Annotated in this window: 17 protein-coding genes and 1 pseudogene; 12 read left to right on the top strand and 6 right to left on the bottom strand. The window is 64.7% G+C overall.

The genetic code is table 11. The annotated features are described in order from the left end of the window. The first annotated feature begins 2 nt into the window (after window positions 1-2). The 7 genes from NS355_RS03160 to NS355_RS03130 all read left to right on the top strand — a co-directional run bounded on the left by NS355_RS03160 (window position 3) and on the right by NS355_RS03130 (window position 6,440). Complete coding sequence (locus NS355_RS03160) at window positions 3-839, top strand: alpha/beta fold hydrolase (RefSeq protein WP_058744354.1); 837 nt, start codon at window positions 3-5, stop codon at window positions 837-839. Between the two features lie 31 nt (window positions 840-870). Continuing rightward, window positions 871-1,080, top strand: a complete 210-nt coding sequence (locus NS355_RS03155) for a DUF1427 family protein (protein ID WP_058744353.1) — start codon at window positions 871-873, stop codon at window positions 1,078-1,080. Window positions 1,081-1,160: 80 nt separating this feature from the next. After that, the gene (locus tag NS355_RS03150) at window positions 1,161-3,005 is read left to right on the top strand and encodes an amidohydrolase (RefSeq protein WP_058744467.1); all 1,845 of its coding nucleotides are present in this window, start codon (window positions 1,161-1,163) and stop codon (window positions 3,003-3,005) included. A gap of 26 nt (window positions 3,006-3,031) precedes the next feature. Beyond that, entirely contained in the window at window positions 3,032-3,913 is an 882-nt protein-coding gene (locus NS355_RS03145) for a hypothetical protein (protein ID WP_058744352.1), read from the top strand. Window position 3,914: 1 nt separating this feature from the next. Further along, window positions 3,915-4,337: a DoxX family protein gene (locus NS355_RS03140; protein WP_058744351.1), complete on the top strand. Its 423-nt coding sequence runs from the start codon at window positions 3,915-3,917 to the stop codon at window positions 4,335-4,337. Then, entirely contained in the window at window positions 4,330-5,733 is a 1,404-nt protein-coding gene (locus NS355_RS03135) for an alginate export family protein (RefSeq protein ID WP_084787461.1), read from the top strand. The genes NS355_RS03140 and NS355_RS03135 overlap by 8 nt, the downstream gene beginning before the upstream one ends. Window positions 5,734-5,744: 11 nt before the next feature. Next, entirely contained in the window at window positions 5,745-6,440 is a 696-nt protein-coding gene (locus tag NS355_RS03130; RefSeq protein ID WP_153008009.1) for a YoaK family protein, read from the top strand. Here NS355_RS03130 and NS355_RS03125 read toward each other — a convergent pair. Together NS355_RS03125 and NS355_RS03120 are read right to left on the bottom strand one after the other, a co-directional pair. Next, window positions 6,430-7,026, bottom strand: a complete 597-nt coding sequence (locus tag NS355_RS03125) for a TMEM175 family protein (RefSeq protein ID WP_058744348.1) — start codon at window positions 7,024-7,026, stop codon at window positions 6,430-6,432. The genes NS355_RS03130 and NS355_RS03125 overlap by 11 nt on opposite strands. Beyond that, complete coding sequence (locus NS355_RS03120) at window positions 7,023-7,952, bottom strand: LysR family transcriptional regulator (protein WP_058744347.1); 930 nt, start codon at window positions 7,950-7,952, stop codon at window positions 7,023-7,025. The genes NS355_RS03125 and NS355_RS03120 overlap by 4 nt, the downstream gene beginning before the upstream one ends. 113 nt (window positions 7,953-8,065) lie before the next feature. Between NS355_RS03120 and NS355_RS03115 the strand changes: the two genes are divergently transcribed. Then, complete coding sequence (locus NS355_RS03115) at window positions 8,066-8,764, top strand: pirin family protein (protein ID WP_058744466.1); 699 nt, start codon at window positions 8,066-8,068, stop codon at window positions 8,762-8,764. A gap of 85 nt (window positions 8,765-8,849) precedes the next feature. Then, window positions 8,850-9,090, top strand: a pseudogene (locus NS355_RS18100) (integrase); the annotation flags it as partial. A 31-nt stretch (window positions 9,091-9,121) separates the two neighbouring features. On the opposite strand, the gene NS355_RS03110 reads toward NS355_RS18100, so the two are convergent. Continuing rightward, window positions 9,122-9,322, bottom strand: a complete 201-nt coding sequence (locus NS355_RS03110; protein ID WP_058744346.1) for a helix-turn-helix transcriptional regulator — start codon at window positions 9,320-9,322, stop codon at window positions 9,122-9,124. Between the two features lie 543 nt (window positions 9,323-9,865). Between NS355_RS03110 and NS355_RS03105 the strand changes: the two genes are divergently transcribed. Beyond that, window positions 9,866-10,114: a helix-turn-helix domain-containing protein gene (locus NS355_RS03105; protein ID WP_058744345.1), complete on the top strand. Its 249-nt coding sequence runs from the start codon at window positions 9,866-9,868 to the stop codon at window positions 10,112-10,114. A 42-nt stretch (window positions 10,115-10,156) separates the two neighbouring features. On the opposite strand, the gene NS355_RS03100 is transcribed toward NS355_RS03105, so the two are convergent. From NS355_RS03100 to NS355_RS19435, 3 genes are read right to left on the bottom strand one after another with little or no spacing between them, the layout of a single operon-like run. Further along, entirely contained in the window at window positions 10,157-10,387 is a 231-nt protein-coding gene (locus NS355_RS03100) for a DUF2274 domain-containing protein (RefSeq protein WP_058744344.1), read from the bottom strand. 1 nt (window position 10,388) lies between these two features. Continuing rightward, window positions 10,389-11,162, bottom strand: coding sequence for a TrbI/VirB10 family protein (locus NS355_RS03095; protein ID WP_345938786.1), 774 nt, complete (start codon window positions 11,160-11,162; stop codon window positions 10,389-10,391). Next, window positions 11,149-11,952: a hypothetical protein gene (locus NS355_RS19435; RefSeq protein ID WP_345938785.1), complete on the bottom strand. Its 804-nt coding sequence runs from the start codon at window positions 11,950-11,952 to the stop codon at window positions 11,149-11,151. Before NS355_RS19435 ends, NS355_RS03095 begins: the two co-directional genes overlap by 14 nt. Here NS355_RS19435 and brxL point away from each other — a divergent pair. After that, entirely contained in the window at window positions 11,939-13,630 is a 1,692-nt protein-coding gene (gene brxL / locus NS355_RS03090; protein ID WP_244489537.1) for a BREX system Lon protease-like protein BrxL, read from the top strand. The genes NS355_RS19435 and brxL overlap by 14 nt on opposite strands. Before the next feature lie 8 nt (window positions 13,631-13,638). Then, complete coding sequence (locus tag NS355_RS03085; RefSeq protein ID WP_058744343.1) at window positions 13,639-14,034, top strand: toll/interleukin-1 receptor domain-containing protein; 396 nt, start codon at window positions 13,639-13,641, stop codon at window positions 14,032-14,034. Window positions 14,035-14,147 lie beyond the last annotated feature (113 nt).

The raw sequence follows: 14,147 nt of genomic DNA, 5'->3' as shown, positions 1-14,147 counted from the left end.
CCATGACCTATGTGACCACGCAGGACGGCGCCGAAATCTTCTACAAAGATTGGGGCCCCAAGAACGCGCAGCCGATCGTGTTCCACCATGGCTGGCCGTTGTCGTCGGACGACTGGGACACCCAGATGCTGTTCTTCCTCAACGAAGGCTACCGCGTCGTCGCGCACGACCGGCGGGGGCATGGCCGCTCCAGCCAGATCGGCACCGGCCATGACATGGACCATTATGCCAGCGATGCCGACGCGGTCGCCCGCCACCTCGACCTGACCAATGCGGTGCATATCGGCCATTCGACCGGCGGCGGCGAAGTCGCCCGCTATGTCGCACAATATGGCATCCCGCAGGGCCGCGTCGCCAAGGCGGTATTGGTGAGTGCGGTGCCGCCGATCATGGCCAAGACCGAGGCCTATCCGAACGGCCTTCCGATCAGCGTGTTCGACGGGTTCCGCGAGGGCACCGCGGCCAACCGCGCGCAATTCTTTCAGGATGTCGCCGCCGGGCCGTTCTACGGCTTCAACCGCGAAGGCGCGACCGTGCAGCCGGGCGTGATCGCCAATTGGTGGCGCCAGGGCATGATGGGCAGCGCCCAGGCGCATTATGCGGGCATCAAGGCCTTTTCGGAAACCGACCAGACCGACGATCTGAAGGCGATGACCGTCCCGACGCTGGTCCTGGCGGGCGATGACGATCAGGTCGTGCCCTATCATCAGGGGGCCGAACTGCAGGCCAAGCTGCTGCCGAACCCGACGCTGAAAATCTATCCGGGATTCAGCCACGGGATGCTGACCGTCAACGCCGACGTCATCAACCCCGATCTGCTCGCCTTCGTGCGCAGCTGATCCCTCCGAACCTGCCTGAGGAGGCTGTCCGATGAAACCCTATCTTCTCTCGCTGGGTGCCGGTCTGCTGGTCGGCATCGTCTACAGCCTCCTCGGCGTCAAATCGCCCGCGCCGCCGGTGATCGCGCTGGTCGGATTGTTCGGCATCCTGCTGGGCGAGCAAGCGGTGCCGGTGGCGCGGCACTGGATCGGCGCCCCGGCCAGCACGGTCGCAGCCCCGGCCCCGGACCACAAGCCATGATGCCCACCCGCCGCCAGACGCTCGCCGGGCTCGCCGCCACCGCCGCGTCCTCCCTGTTCGCAGCCCAAGGAAATGCCGCCATGACCGACCTGATCCTCGTCAACGCCAAGGTCACGACCCTCGACCGCGAAAATCCCGAGGCGCAGGCGATCGCGATCCGTGACGGCAAGTTCCTGTGCGTCGGCACCGAGCCGGAGGTCCGCGCCGCCGCGCCCCGCGCGCAGGTGATCGATGCGGGCAGGCGCCGCATCATCCCCGGCCTGATCGACAGCCACATGCACATCATCCGGGGCGGGCTGAACTATAATATGGAGCTGCGCTGGGACGGCGTGCCGACGCTGGCCGATGCAATGGCGATGCTGAAGCGCCAGGTCGACAACACGCCCGCGCCGCAATGGGTGCGCGTGGTCGGCGGCTTCACCGAGCATCAGTTCGCGGAAAAGCGCCTACCGACGATCGCTGAGCTGAACGCGGTCGCGCCCGACACGCCGGTCTTCATCCTGCACCTCTACGACCGCGCGCTGCTCAACGCCGCCGCGCTGCGGGTTGTCGGTTATAGCAAGGATACGCCCAACCCGCCGGGTGGCGAGATCGTGCGCGACGCGGCGGGCAACCCGACCGGCCTGCTGCTCGCCAAGCCCAATGCGACGATCCTCTATTCGACGCTCGCCAAGGGACCCAAGCTGCCGCCCAAGTATCAGCTCAATTCGACCCGCCATTTCATGCGCGAGATGAACGGGCTGGGCGTGACCGGCGTGATCGATGCGGGCGGCGGTTTCCAGAACTACCCCGACGATTACGAGATCATCGAGAAGCTGCACACCGACGACCAGCTGACCCTCCGCATCAGCTACAACCTGTTCACCCAGAAGCCCAAAGAAGAACTGGCCGATTTCTCCGGCTGGGTGAAGCAGGTGTCGCCGGGGCAGGGCGACGACACCTATCGCCATAACGGCGCGGGTGAGATGCTGGTCTATTCGGCGGCGGACTTCGAGGATTTTCGCGTCGAGCGCCCCGACATGCCGCCGAGCATGGAGGGCGATCTGGAGCCGGTGATCCGCCTGCTCGCCGAGCATCGCTGGCCGTGGCGGTTGCACGCCACCTATGACCAGACGATCGGCCGCGCGCTGGACGTCTATGAGAAGGTCCACCGCGACATTCCGCTGACCGGCATCAACTGGTTCTTCGACCATGCCGAGACGATCAGCGACCGGAATATCGACCGGATCGCGGCACTGGGCGGCGGCATCGCGGTGCAGCACCGCATGGCCTATCAGGGCGAGTATTTCGTCGAACGCTATGGCCAGAAGGCCGCCGAGCGGACGCCGCCGATCGGCAAGATGATCGCGGCAGGCATTCCGGTCGGCGCGGGCACCGACGCCACGCGCGTCGCCAGCTACAATCCCTGGGTGTCGCTGAACTGGCTGGTAACCGGCCGGACGGTCGGCGGACTGTCGCTCTATCCCGGCGCCAACCGCGTCAGCCGCGAAAAGGCGCTGCGCATGTGGACGCACGAGAACACCTGGTTCTCCAACGAGGTAGGCAAGAAGGGGCAGATCAAGGTCGGCCAGCTCGCCGATCTGGCGGTCCTGTCGGACGATTATTTCGCGGTGCCCGAAAGCGACATTCCGCATTTGTGCTCGGTCCTGACCATCCTGGGGGGCAAGGTCGTGTCGGGCGAAGGGGATTATGCCCCGCTCGCGCCTGCGCTGCCCAAGCCCATGCCAGACTGGTCGCCGGTCGCGACCTTTGGCGGTTATCACCGCTCGCCCGAAGCCAGCGCGAAACTGGCGAGTGCCTGTGGCTGCGCGAGCGGCTGCGCAGTCCATGGCCATGACCATGCCGCCGCGCTCGGCGCCGATGTGCCCGCCGCCGATGTGCAGAGCTTCTGGGGCTCGTTCGGCTGCGGCTGCTGGGCCGTCTGATCCATCCTGACCGAAGGAGAATTGCGATGAAGAAGACCATGTTTCTCACGGCGGTCGTCCTGTTCGGCACCGCGCCGGCCACCGCCCAGAAAACCCCCGATTTCGCTGTCGGCCCGCAATATGACACGACCCATGTCTATGTGCCGCAGGACCAGTATGACGCCTTCATGCGCAGTTTCGTCGCCACCTTTGGCGGCAGCCTGAGCAAACAGGGCCAGTTCCAGGTCACGCCGACGCCCAGCAAGACCAAGTCGCAACTGGCGCTGACCCCGGCGGGCAGCGTCTCGGCCTTCGGCTTCCTGACGCCCATCCCCTATCCCTTCGGACAGGAGCGGACCGGTTATCTCGTCACCGACATGGACAAGGCGGTCGCGGCGGCGGTGAAGCATGGCGCGGTGCGGGTCATCACGACCTTTCCCGATCCGATCGGGCGCGACGTGGTGGTGCAATGGCCGGGCGGCATCAACATGCAGCTCTATTGGCACACCACCAAGCCGAGTTACGCGCCGCTGGCCAATGTGCCGGAGAACCGGGTCTATCTGACCGCCGACGCGGCCGGAGCGTTCCTGAAGAGCTGGGGCGGCTATGCCCATGCGCGGGTGCTGTCGGATGACAAGGCGGCGGACGGCGTGGATATCGGCCAGCCGGGCAAGACCTATCGCCGGGTGCGCATGACCTCGGGCTATGGCGACATGATGGTGATCGTCTCGGATGGGCAATTGCCCTGGCCCTATGGTCGCGAAGTGACGGGCTACACGGTCACCAACCTGCAGGCCACGCTGGCCAAGGCGAGCGCCGCCGGGGTCGAGACATTGGTGTCGCCGCATGTCGCGGGCGACCGCCAATCGGCGATGGTCCGCTTTCCCGGCGGCTATATCGCCGAAATCCACGCGCCCGTGATCCACTGACATGCGCCGCTCCGCCAACCCCGCCTTTGTCGAGGCCATCGTCCAAAACCGTGCGGCATGGTTCGCGGCCCGGCTGGCGCTGTGCGGCGCCTATCTGCTGGGCGGCATCGTCAAGCTGAGCGACTGGCCGGGGGCGGTGGCGGAGCAGGCGCATTTCGGCATGACCCCGCCTGCGCTCTGGGCCGCAGTCACCATTGCGGTCGAGCTCATCGGCCCGCTGCTGATCCTGACCGGGCGTTTCGTCTGGTTGGGAGCGGGGATGCTCGGCGTGTTCACTGCGCTCGCCGCGCTGACCGCCAATGGCTTCTGGACAATGCAAGCGGGCCCTGAGCGCTTCGCTGCCACCAACGCCTTTTTCGAGCATATCGGTCTGGTCGGCGGCTTCGTGCTGGTCGCGATGCTCGCCGGGCGGGATCGTGCTTGACCTCGCAGTCTTGCTGGCGGCGGCGCAAGTCGATGCCGGGGCCGTAGCACAAAGCGGCACCGAGGCGTGGCAGGCCCCCACGCTGACCATCGTGCGCTATGACGAGCATTGGGACCGGCTGGCCGATCCCAGCGCGCGCGACGATCACTGGACCGAGCCGTTCAAATATATCCCGATCGGTGACGATGGCGCCTATCTGACCACCGGCCTGGAGCTGCGGGCACGGCGCGAGGCCTATCGTGACAATCTGTGGGGCAATGCGGCGGTGCCTGACGACGCCTATGTCTGGCTGCGTGCGCTGCCCTATGCGGATCTCCATGTCGGGCGGGTGCGTGGCTTCGTCCAGCCGATCGCCGCCTATGCGATCGGCGTCGCGCCTTCCGCCGGGCCGATCGACCAGACCCGTGTCGACCTGTTGCAAGGTTTCGCCGACCTCCGACTGGGTCCCGCCGACACCGGCGCGAGCGATGCGTCGGGCGTGACCCTGCGGGCTGGGCGGCAGATGCTGTCCTTCGGCAGCGAGCGGCTGATCGGTACGCGCTATGGCCCCAATGTCCCGCTGGCCTTTGACGGCGGTCGCGCCATCGTATCGCTGCCCGGGGCGCGCATCGACCTGTTGGCGGTGCGGCCGGTCCAGCCGGGACCCCACAGCTTCGACGATCGCCGCTCGACGACCAAATCGCTCTGGGGCGCCTATGCCACGATGCCGTGGGGGCAAAATGGGCTGGACTTCTATTATCTCGGCTATCGCAATCGCCTCGCCCGGTTCGGCGGAATGACGGGATCGGAGCGACGCCACAGCCTGGGGGTGCGTCACTATGGCGCGGCCGGGCCCTGGCACTGGAATGTCGAGGGGGTGGTGCAGTTCGGACGGTTCGCCGACCAATCCATTCGCGCCTGGACCGTCGCGACCGAGCTGGGCCACCGCTTTCCCACCGCACCCCTGTCACCCGACCTCGTCCTGCGGGTCAACATGGTCAGCGGCGACGCCCATGCCGGGGATGGACGGCTGGGCACTTTCAACGCCCTGTTTCCCAAGGGCAAATATTTCGGCGAGCTGTCGCCCGTCGGGCCGAGCAACATCGTCAACGTCAATCCGCGCGCGAGCTTCGTGCTGGGGCAGGGCATCTCGGCCAGTGTCGCCGCCATGGCCTATTGGCGGCAATCGCGCGGCGACGGCGTCTATAACATTCCCGGCAACCTGATCCGCGCGCCCGGCACCGCGAGCGCGCGCTTCATCGGCAAGCAGGCCGAGGTCGCACTGGCGTGGCAGGCGACGCCCGAACTCGAACTCTCCACCTCGCTCTCGGCCTTCGTGCCGGGCGGCTTCCTTCGCCAGACCGGCCCCGCCCGCACCACGGGCCTGTGGGGGCTGGAGGCGAATTTCCGGTTCTAAGGAGCATGACCATGACCGACACTCCCCGTTTCGACCCGCGCGTGCCCCTGTTGCTGGTGCTATCCGTGACGACCGGACTGGTCGATGCGGCCAGCGTGCTGGGCCTGGGCAAGGTGTTCACCGCCAACATGACCGGCAACATCGTGTTTTTGGGATTTGCGGCGGCGGGGACGCCGGGCTTTGCCTGGCCGCTGTTCGTCGCCGCCTTGCTGAGCTTTCTGCTCGGCGCGCTGATCGGCGGGCGGACGGGCCGCGCGCATGTCGGGCGGCCCGAGCGGCGCTGGCTTCTGACGGCGGCGGCGATCGAGAGCGCCTTGCTGTGGATCGCCGCCGTGCTGGCGATCGGCATGGGGCGCAACAGCCCGGAGTCCGCAACCCTATTCGCGATTATCGCGCTGACCGGCCTCGCCATGGGCTTCCGCAATGCGACCATCCGCCAGATGAAGGTCGCGGACCTGACCACCACCGTCCTGACGCTGACCCTGACCGGCCTCGCCGCCGATTCGACCGCCGCCGGGGGCGGCAACCCGAACTGGACCCGCCGGATCGCGGCGGTGGCCGCGATCCTTATCGGGGCGTGCGTGGGCGCGGCGCTGCTGTTGCATGTCGGGCTTGCCGCGCCGCTCGCGCTGGCCGGAGCGCTGGTGCTGGGCGGTACGCTGGCCTGCATCGCACATCCGGCGGCGAACGGCGTGGTCAAGGCGTGAGGGGGGTGTCCTCGGTCGCCAGCGCCCGCGCGATGCGGCGATCGGGGATCAGCCACAAGGTGATGACCCCGACATAGAGAATGATCGCGGCGACCCGGCTGACAAAGGCAAGCGGCACCGCGACCGTATAGATCAGGATGCTGCCCCACCCCTTCCAGTCGCGCCCGATCGCCTTCGCCACGCGCGACTGCGCGCCGTTGCACAGGACGATCGCCCGCTCGGTCAGCTTGTATCCGATCGCGGCCATGCCCAGCACGACGCCATAGGCCGCGGTCGCCCCTACCGCGAAATGGCTTTCGTCATGCCAGCGAATGACGAAGGGCACGAGGCTCAGCCAGAACAGCAGGAACAGGTTCGCCCAGAGCACTCGCCCGTCGATCCGCTCGGTCGCATGGAGCAGATGATGGTGGTTGTTCCAGTAGAGCCCGACATTGATGAAGCTGAGCACATAGGCCAGCAGCACCGGCGCCTCCTGCGACAGCGCCGACAGTTCGCCGCCCGCCGGCACCTTCAGCTCCAGCACCATGATCGTGATGATGATCGCGATCACCCCGTCGGTGAAGGCTTCCAGCCGCCCGGTGTTCATATCTCGCCCAGTCCCGGCATATCGCGATCCGCCGCGCCCGCCTCGACGAACTGCTGGAGCAGCCAGGATGCGGCGGGCCCTGGCGGCAGGTCGCGTCGCCAGACGCCTGCGAAGCGGTACATGCCGCCAGGATGATCGGGCATGTGCAGCCGGACCAAGGCCCCCGTCGCCAGATCGGCCTCGATCAGCGACAAAGGCATGTTGCCCCAGCCGATCCCCTCGCGCAGCAGCGAATGCTTGGCCCCCAGATCGGCGAGCCGCCAAGTCCTGGGGCTCATCACCGAAAAGTCGTGCCCCTCGGTGAAGCGCGACCGATCGGTCAGGACGAGCTGGATATGGTCTCGCCCTGCACCCGGTGGGATGCGCTCCATCCGGGCGAGCGGATGATCGGGCGACGCGACCGGCACCAGGGGCAGTGCGCCCGCGCCGATACATTCTACCCCCTCGATCCCCGCCGCGACGGGGCCGGAAATGCCGATCGCCGCCGTTTGGTCCAGCACCATCGCGGTGACGCTTCCCAACGCCTCGACATGCAGGCGCAGCGACACAGTGGGAAATTCAGTGCGAAACGCGCGCAGGATCGTCCCCAACCGGGGCGCGGGCAGCATGACGTCGACCGCCAGATTGACCTCGGCCTCCAGCCCCTCCAGCAGGCCCTTCACCTTGGCGCGCAGACCATCCACGCCTTCGCCGATCGCCCGCGCTTCGGCCAGCACGGCGCCGCCCTCGACCGTCAGGACCGGCTTCTTGGTCCCCTCGCGGTCGAACAGCCGCACGCCCAGCTGCGCCTCCAGATTGGCGATGCCATAGCTGATGACCGACACCGCCCGGTTCAGCCGCCGCCCCGCCCCCGCAAAGCTGCCCGTGTCGACCACCGCCAGGAATATCTTAATCTGGTCGAAAGTCGGAAAGCCGGGATTGGCCATTTCAATTCCATCGAACGTTAGCGCCTGATTTATCTCACTGAGCAAGCATGTCGGCAAGGCCTATATCCGGAACAACAGACGGGCTGATCCGCCCGGTTTCAAGGAGATAGATGATGATCGAGGTTCGTCCCTTCGCTGGTCTTGGTGGTGCCGATCATGGCTGGCTGAATGCCAAGCACCATTTCAGCTTCGCCGACTATTACGATCCCGCCCGGATGAACTGGGGTAATTTGCGCGTGTGGAACGACGACACGATCGCCCCCAGGACGGGCTTTCCGCCGCATCCGCACCGCGACATGGAAATCATCACCTATGTTCGCGAAGGTGCGATCACCCATCAGGACAATCTGGGCAACAAGGGCCGTACGGAGGCGGGCGATGTTCAGGTGATGAGCGCCGGCACCGGCATCACCCATTCGGAATATAATCTGGAGGATGTGACGACGAAGATCTTCCAGATCTGGATCGTGCCGACCGCCAAGGGCGACAAGCCCAGCTGGGGCGCGCGGCCCTTCCCCAAGGGCGAGCGGGCCGGGCAGTTCGTGACGCTGGCATCGGGCTTTGCCGAGGACGCGGACGCGCTGACGATCCGGACCGATGCCCGGATCGTGGCAGCGACGCTGAAGGCCGGCGAGACGGCGGAATACCCGCTGGGCGCAGACCGGCGCGGCTATCTCGTCCCCGCGACGGGGGCGGTCGAGATCGAAGGGCAGCGGGTCGGCATGCGCGACGGCGCCGCGATCGACCAGACCGGGACGCTGCGCGTCACCGCGATCGAGGATAGCGAAGTGATCCTGGTCGACGTTGCGTAAGGCGGATTGGCGAGGGTCCGGCTATGTCGACCGATCCTCGCAAAAAGTCGCGAATGCCCGATATGCGAATTCGAACGATCCGTACGAGATGACCAGCGACGGCATCCGCGCCATGGCCAGCACGCTCCTTGACGAGTCAGGGCTGTGGCATCTCGATGCCATCGAGCGCGCTGACAGAAGGCAAGTAGGATAAGGTGCGCGCCGCCTATCATCGCGGCGCGCACTGGGCGGAACGGGTGCGCATGGCGCAGTGGTGGTCGGATTATCTCGACCAACTCCGGATCGGCGGTGCCGTCATCAAGGGCCCGCTTCGCAAGCGCATGTAGGACTTGCGACGCCTGCCATATGATGGTGCTGTTATTCGGCAAGATGGTCGGAAGTGGGATTGCGCATCCACTCATCCACGGCCGACGCACGCCAGCCTACGCAGCGGGTGCTGAGCTGAACATTCGTCGGAAAGGTGCCGTTCGCCATCTTGCGATAGAGGGTGGAACGGCGAAGTCCCGTCTGAGCGAGGACGGCGTTCAGACGGAGGAAGCGGTCAGGATTAGCGGACATGGACGTCACCTTTCGGCTTTTGCGGTTGGGAAGCCGATAAGGTCCTGCTTTCGCTTGATGGGGAGTAGAGCCTCCCTGAGGTCCCGGCGGTGCTCTCAAGGGACATTCGCAACCGTCTCTCGCGATGCTGCAGGAACGGCATCTACGCCGCTGGTATAATGCCAAGCCGCTCTGCCTGGATCCGTACTGTTTTTTTGCCCCACAGGCGAAGAATGCGCGAGTGTCGCGCCATCCGGCCACACACCGGTAGTTGCCATCAGGCTACGCGAGGGGGGCAGGCCGGGCGGGCAAACGTCGAAAAAGCACGCGTTAGCGGAGAAGATGGCATGCGCTCATCTAGCGGTGCCGATAAGAACGGCTCCTACCCGCTTCGGGCGGCGGCATTGCCGACGCCCCGGCATAGCCCAAGGTTTGCAGCTCTGATCATACCTCACAACGTATGAATCCGTGATATTCCCTACAGGGTATAGATCCGAAATATGCCCTGCATGGTATATGGCGACCTTATCCCCAAACGGTATGCCGTCGTTGAAAGGCGTTCGGATGGCGCATATTGTAGGCTCTCCCAAACAGCTCGGTGCGCTCATCCATAACGTGCGGATCCAGCGCAACCTCACCCAGCAAGCATTGGCCGCCTCGGTCGGAACAGGGCAGAAGACCATCTCCCGCATCGAAGGCGGGCAGACTGGTGCGACGCTGGAAACCCTGTTTCGTGTCATGGCGGCGCTTGACCTCGACGTGCAGATCGCGCCGCGCAGCAAGGGGGGAGCCGACCTGAGCGAAATCTTCTGAAAATGGCACGCTGGAAGATCTACAATACGCCTGCCCATTCGATCATCGTGAACTGCGTGCCCGCGCTTCGCGCTCGCGCATGAAGGCCCGGTCGCTGTCGAGAAAGGTGGCAAGCAGGGCAGGCACCAGATCGGCGACCGGTTCCTCGACGCCATAGGTGGCGGTATAGATCGCCGCATAGGCCTGCAGCGCGGCCTGCAGGTCTGGCGTGATCGTGATCGTCAGCTTGACCGGCGTCCGGTCGGGCAGCTTGCCAAGTTTGAGATCGGCCATGTCAGTTCTCCTTGCCGCGCCACGGCGCGAGAATGAGATCATGGGTCACCAGCACGCGAACGGGCGCGCCGGGTCGGATCGTGATCGTGGGCTGGATATCGAGGTTGCGTTGGGTGATCTGGTCGCCGGCCCGCGCGGCATTCGTCTGGGCGGACTGGCGGATCGCCTGTACGAGGTCGCCGTCGCCGCCGATCGACAGCTCGGACCCCACCCCGAGCATGGTCGCGACCGCGACGCCCTTGAGCAGCGTCCATGTGTGGAAATCGACCCGGTCGGCAAGCCCGGCATAGCCTTCCGGGTCGGTGGCAGGCATGTTGTCGAGCCGCACCGAGCCGCCGTCGGGCAGGATCAGCCTTTGCCAGATCACCAGCGCACGGCGCTGCCCGAACGCGACCACGCTGTCATACTTGCCGATCAGCCGAGCGCCTTGCGGTACGAGCAAGATAGTCCCCGTGACGGTATCGAACACGTTCTGGGTGACCTGCGCGGTGACCATGCCAGGCAGGTCGGAGTCCAAACCGGTGATGAGGCTTGCCGCAATCACGCTGCCCGCCAGCAGGCTGTTGGGCGAAGCGGGTGCGACCAGGGCGCTGGGGTTAAGATCGCCGCCCGTGTCCCTGGCCGCGGCGAACTGCTCCTTGCGAGTTCCCGTCGCCGTCGCAGGGGCGGAATCAGGGATATCGGAACCGACGGAGGATGCAGGAGCGACCGCGCTACGGCCGGTCGTGACCTGTGCCATCAGACCCGATTCCCGGGCTGCCTTAAGGTCGGCCATCCGCTGTTGCCGTGCTGCCGTTGCGGTGTCGACCGAGGTCGAGACAGGGTTCACTCCGGCCCGTTCCTGCGCGCGAAGGATCGGCCGGCCAAGATCGCCGGGAAGCGGTGGGCCGAGCCTGGGCGCATCGCCATAGCTCGCCGGCAGGCCCGAAAGTGCGTCGGCGGCGGCCTTCGCCATCCGAGCGGCGCACCTCGATATCGGTCTCGGCGAGCCACTCCGGGACGGGACGCGGTCCGGCGACCCATGCGACAGGCACATGCGCCGCAAGCGCGGCGAGAAGCGGACGCCAGCTTGGCGAAAGTTCGGTGATGCCGACGATTTCGACGGAGCCGAGAATCGCCGGAGCGTGAGCCAAGCGCTTGAGCGCAGCGGATGCCAGATCGGCGGGCCGCATCATTCCAGGCGGCAGCCGATCCTGAACGGCCGCTTCGAGGCGGGCAATCGACTCGAGGCGTGGATGTTCATGCGCGCGCGCGGCCAAATCGATCCCCGAGCGCCAGACCTTGTGGAGCGTATCAGCAGCGGCATCGATCATGCCCGGCAAGAGCTTGATGCCATCCAGCTCGCCCAAAGGCGTCTCGGGCACGACTGCCTGGATCGCGCTGCGCAGGCTTTCGTCGTGGATAGGCCGCGTGAAACCGCCCGCCAGTCGGACCGCGAGTTGCTCGAACGAGAAAATCTGCAACCCGTGAAGCCGCTGCCGGGCAGCATTGAGGCGCAACTCGCGCATCGCCAAACGGCCGTGCGCGACGATCGTGCGCCGATTAGGATTGGTGCTCACCGCCATCTGGTGCATCGCCGATGTGCAGTACGAGTTCTCGGAAGACAGCAGGATCTCCCCGTGGATCATCGACACTCTGAAACCGATCCAGATCGCCCGCGTCGACTATGATGGCTATCGCGAAACACGCGGCAAATTCACCACCGACGAATGGATCGACCTGCTGATGCAGAGCATCGGCTTTGATCCGTCCATGTTCGGACGCAGGTCAAAGCTTTTGCAGCTGTTGCGCCTGATCCCATTCGTCGAACGAAATTACAATCTCATCGAGCTCGGGCCGAAGGGGACGGGCAAGTCGCATATCTATTCCGAGTTCTCACCCCACGGCCAACTGATTTCTGGCGGCGAAGTCACGGTTCCCAAGCTCTTCGTGAACAACTCCAACGGGCGGATTGGCCTGGTCGGCTATTGGGATGTCGTGGCCTTCGACGAATTCGCCGGGCGCGAGAAGACGGCCAACAAGGCGCTTGTCGATATCATGAAGAATTACATGGCGAACAAGCAGTTCTCGCGCGGGGTGAACCCCATGGGTGCAGAAGCGAGTTTCGCCTTCGTTGGCAACACCGACCATAACGTGCCGTGGATGCTAAAGAATACCGACCTGTTCGAAGCTCTGCCCCCGCAGTTCCACGACAGCGCCTTCATCGATCGTCTGCATGCCTATCTGCCTGGATGGGAGATTGATATCATTTGCGGTCAAATGTTCACGTCGGGCTACGGGTTCATCGTCGACTATCTCGCCGAAATCCTGCGCCACCTGCGCGCCGAGGACTTCTCGCATCGGCCGGATCGCTTCTTCACCGTTCCCGTCCAGACCCATATCCGTGACCGCGCAGCGATCAACAAGACCATGTCGGGTCTGCTCAAGCTGATCTTCCCGAATGGCGACGAGACCGAAGCTGAAATTGAAGAGCTGCTGCGGTTTGCGATTGAATGCCGCAAGCGGGTGAAAGACCAGCTCTTGCGGATCGACAGCACCTTCGAGGTCGCTGATTTCCACTATGTTGCGCCGGATGGATCAAAGCGTGCTGTCACGACCCTCGAGGAAGAGGAGTTTCCCCAGTTCTACCATCGCCGCTTTACCGGCGACGCGGATGAAGTTGCGGATCAAGCCGAAATCGCACCGATACCAGCACAGCCGGCATACACGCCTGCCGTTTCTGCTGCCCCTGCTGTCGCTCCTCCTGCTGTCGTTCCAAAGTCGGGGCATGTCGTTTTCACGGAAAACCGCAAGGGCATCAGTTTCGACAACATCTTTGGCCCCTGGACGGATGGAGCGACACGGATCATTGTCACTGATCCCTACATCCGCAAGTTCCATCAGGCGCGCAATGTGATGGAACTGGTTGAGATGCTGATCCGGCGCAAGCAGCCCGAAGATCAGGTCGCGGTGCATCTCGTCACGGCTCCGGACGACGGGAACATTCAGGAACAGCGGGAATGCCTGGACGGAATTGCCGAGGCCTGCACTGGCACAGGCGTTGAATTCACCTGGGCCTTTGATGGCTCCGGAGCGCTGCATGCGCGCGACATCACGACGGACACTGGATGGAAGCTGGTGCTGGATCGAGGGCTTGATATTTTTCAACCGACACCCCGCAGGATGAACGGTTTTTCTCTCGGGGAGCGGATGCAAGAGCATCGCATGATCCGCAGCTTTTACATCACTTACCTAGAGATTTGAGACAGGCGATGAACGATACGTCCGAGGCGCAGCCAAGGGATGTGATATTTCTTAGTCACGCCATGCCCGAAGATACTGAATTCGCCGCGTGGCTAGGCATGCAACTGGCGAACGTCGGTTATCGCGTTTGGTCCGAGGCAACGCAGTTGATTGGGGGCGAGCGTTTTTGGGCTGACATCGAAGATGCCTTCGATACGGTCATCGGTAAAACGGTGGTCGTGGTCTCTGGTGTCACCCGCAACAAAAACGGAGTTCTCGACGAGATCGAGCGTGCGGCAGCGACTGCTGAGCGACTTGGCGTCGAGCATAGCGACTTTATAGTGCCTGTGGCGGTGGCGCCGCTCAAGCGAAGCGATATGCCGATACTGAACCGCGCCGGGTTTGTCGGAGGCTCCAACTCCTGAGAAGGTGGAGTCCGTATGAGCAAGACGACGAACAAGTTTGCGCCCGAGGTCCGCGAGCGAGCGGTACGGATGGTGCTGGATCACGAGCGCGATCACCCATCGCGATGGGCAGC

The organism is Sphingomonas yabuuchiae (assembly GCF_001477495.1).
GTDB classification, from domain to species: Bacteria; Pseudomonadota; Alphaproteobacteria; order Sphingomonadales; family Sphingomonadaceae; genus Sphingomonas; species Sphingomonas yabuuchiae_A.
Note: the sequence above shows the minus strand (reverse complement) of the source record. Positions and strands in the feature narration are given on the sequence as shown.

What these genes read in the sequence shown, in the direction of transcription:
- NS355_RS03160 (WP_058744354.1), top strand. Translation starts at nt 3, where the DNA reads ATGACCTATGTGACCACGCAGGACGGCGCCGAAATCTTCTACAAAGAT.
- NS355_RS03155 (WP_058744353.1), top strand. Translation starts at nt 871, where the DNA reads ATGAAACCCTATCTTCTCTCGCTGGGTGCCGGTCTGCTGGTCGGCATC.
- NS355_RS03150 (WP_058744467.1), top strand. Translation starts at nt 1,161, where the DNA reads ATGACCGACCTGATCCTCGTCAACGCCAAGGTCACGACCCTCGACCGC.
- NS355_RS03145 (WP_058744352.1), top strand. Translation starts at nt 3,032, where the DNA reads ATGAAGAAGACCATGTTTCTCACGGCGGTCGTCCTGTTCGGCACCGCG.
- NS355_RS03140 (WP_058744351.1), top strand. Translation starts at nt 3,915, where the DNA reads ATGCGCCGCTCCGCCAACCCCGCCTTTGTCGAGGCCATCGTCCAAAAC.
- NS355_RS03130 (WP_153008009.1), top strand. Translation starts at nt 5,745, where the DNA reads ATGACCGACACTCCCCGTTTCGACCCGCGCGTGCCCCTGTTGCTGGTG.
- NS355_RS03125 (WP_058744348.1), bottom strand. Translation starts at nt 7,026, where the DNA reads ATGAACACCGGGCGGCTGGAAGCCTTCACCGACGGGGTGATCGCGATC.
- NS355_RS03120 (WP_058744347.1), bottom strand. Translation starts at nt 7,952, where the DNA reads ATGGCCAATCCCGGCTTTCCGACTTTCGACCAGATTAAGATATTCCTG.
- NS355_RS03115 (WP_058744466.1), top strand. Translation starts at nt 8,066, where the DNA reads ATGATCGAGGTTCGTCCCTTCGCTGGTCTTGGTGGTGCCGATCATGGC.
- NS355_RS03110 (WP_058744346.1), bottom strand. Translation starts at nt 9,322, where the DNA reads ATGTCCGCTAATCCTGACCGCTTCCTCCGTCTGAACGCCGTCCTCGCT.
- NS355_RS03105 (WP_058744345.1), top strand. Translation starts at nt 9,866, where the DNA reads ATGGCGCATATTGTAGGCTCTCCCAAACAGCTCGGTGCGCTCATCCAT.
- NS355_RS03100 (WP_058744344.1), bottom strand. Translation starts at nt 10,387, where the DNA reads ATGGCCGATCTCAAACTTGGCAAGCTGCCCGACCGGACGCCGGTCAAG.
- NS355_RS03095 (WP_345938786.1), bottom strand. Translation starts at nt 11,162, where the DNA reads ATGGCCGACCTTAAGGCAGCCCGGGAATCGGGTCTGATGGCACAGGTC.
- NS355_RS19435 (WP_345938785.1), bottom strand. Translation starts at nt 11,952, where the DNA reads ATGGCGGTGAGCACCAATCCTAATCGGCGCACGATCGTCGCGCACGGC.
- NS355_RS03085 (WP_058744343.1), top strand. Translation starts at nt 13,639, where the DNA reads ATGAACGATACGTCCGAGGCGCAGCCAAGGGATGTGATATTTCTTAGT.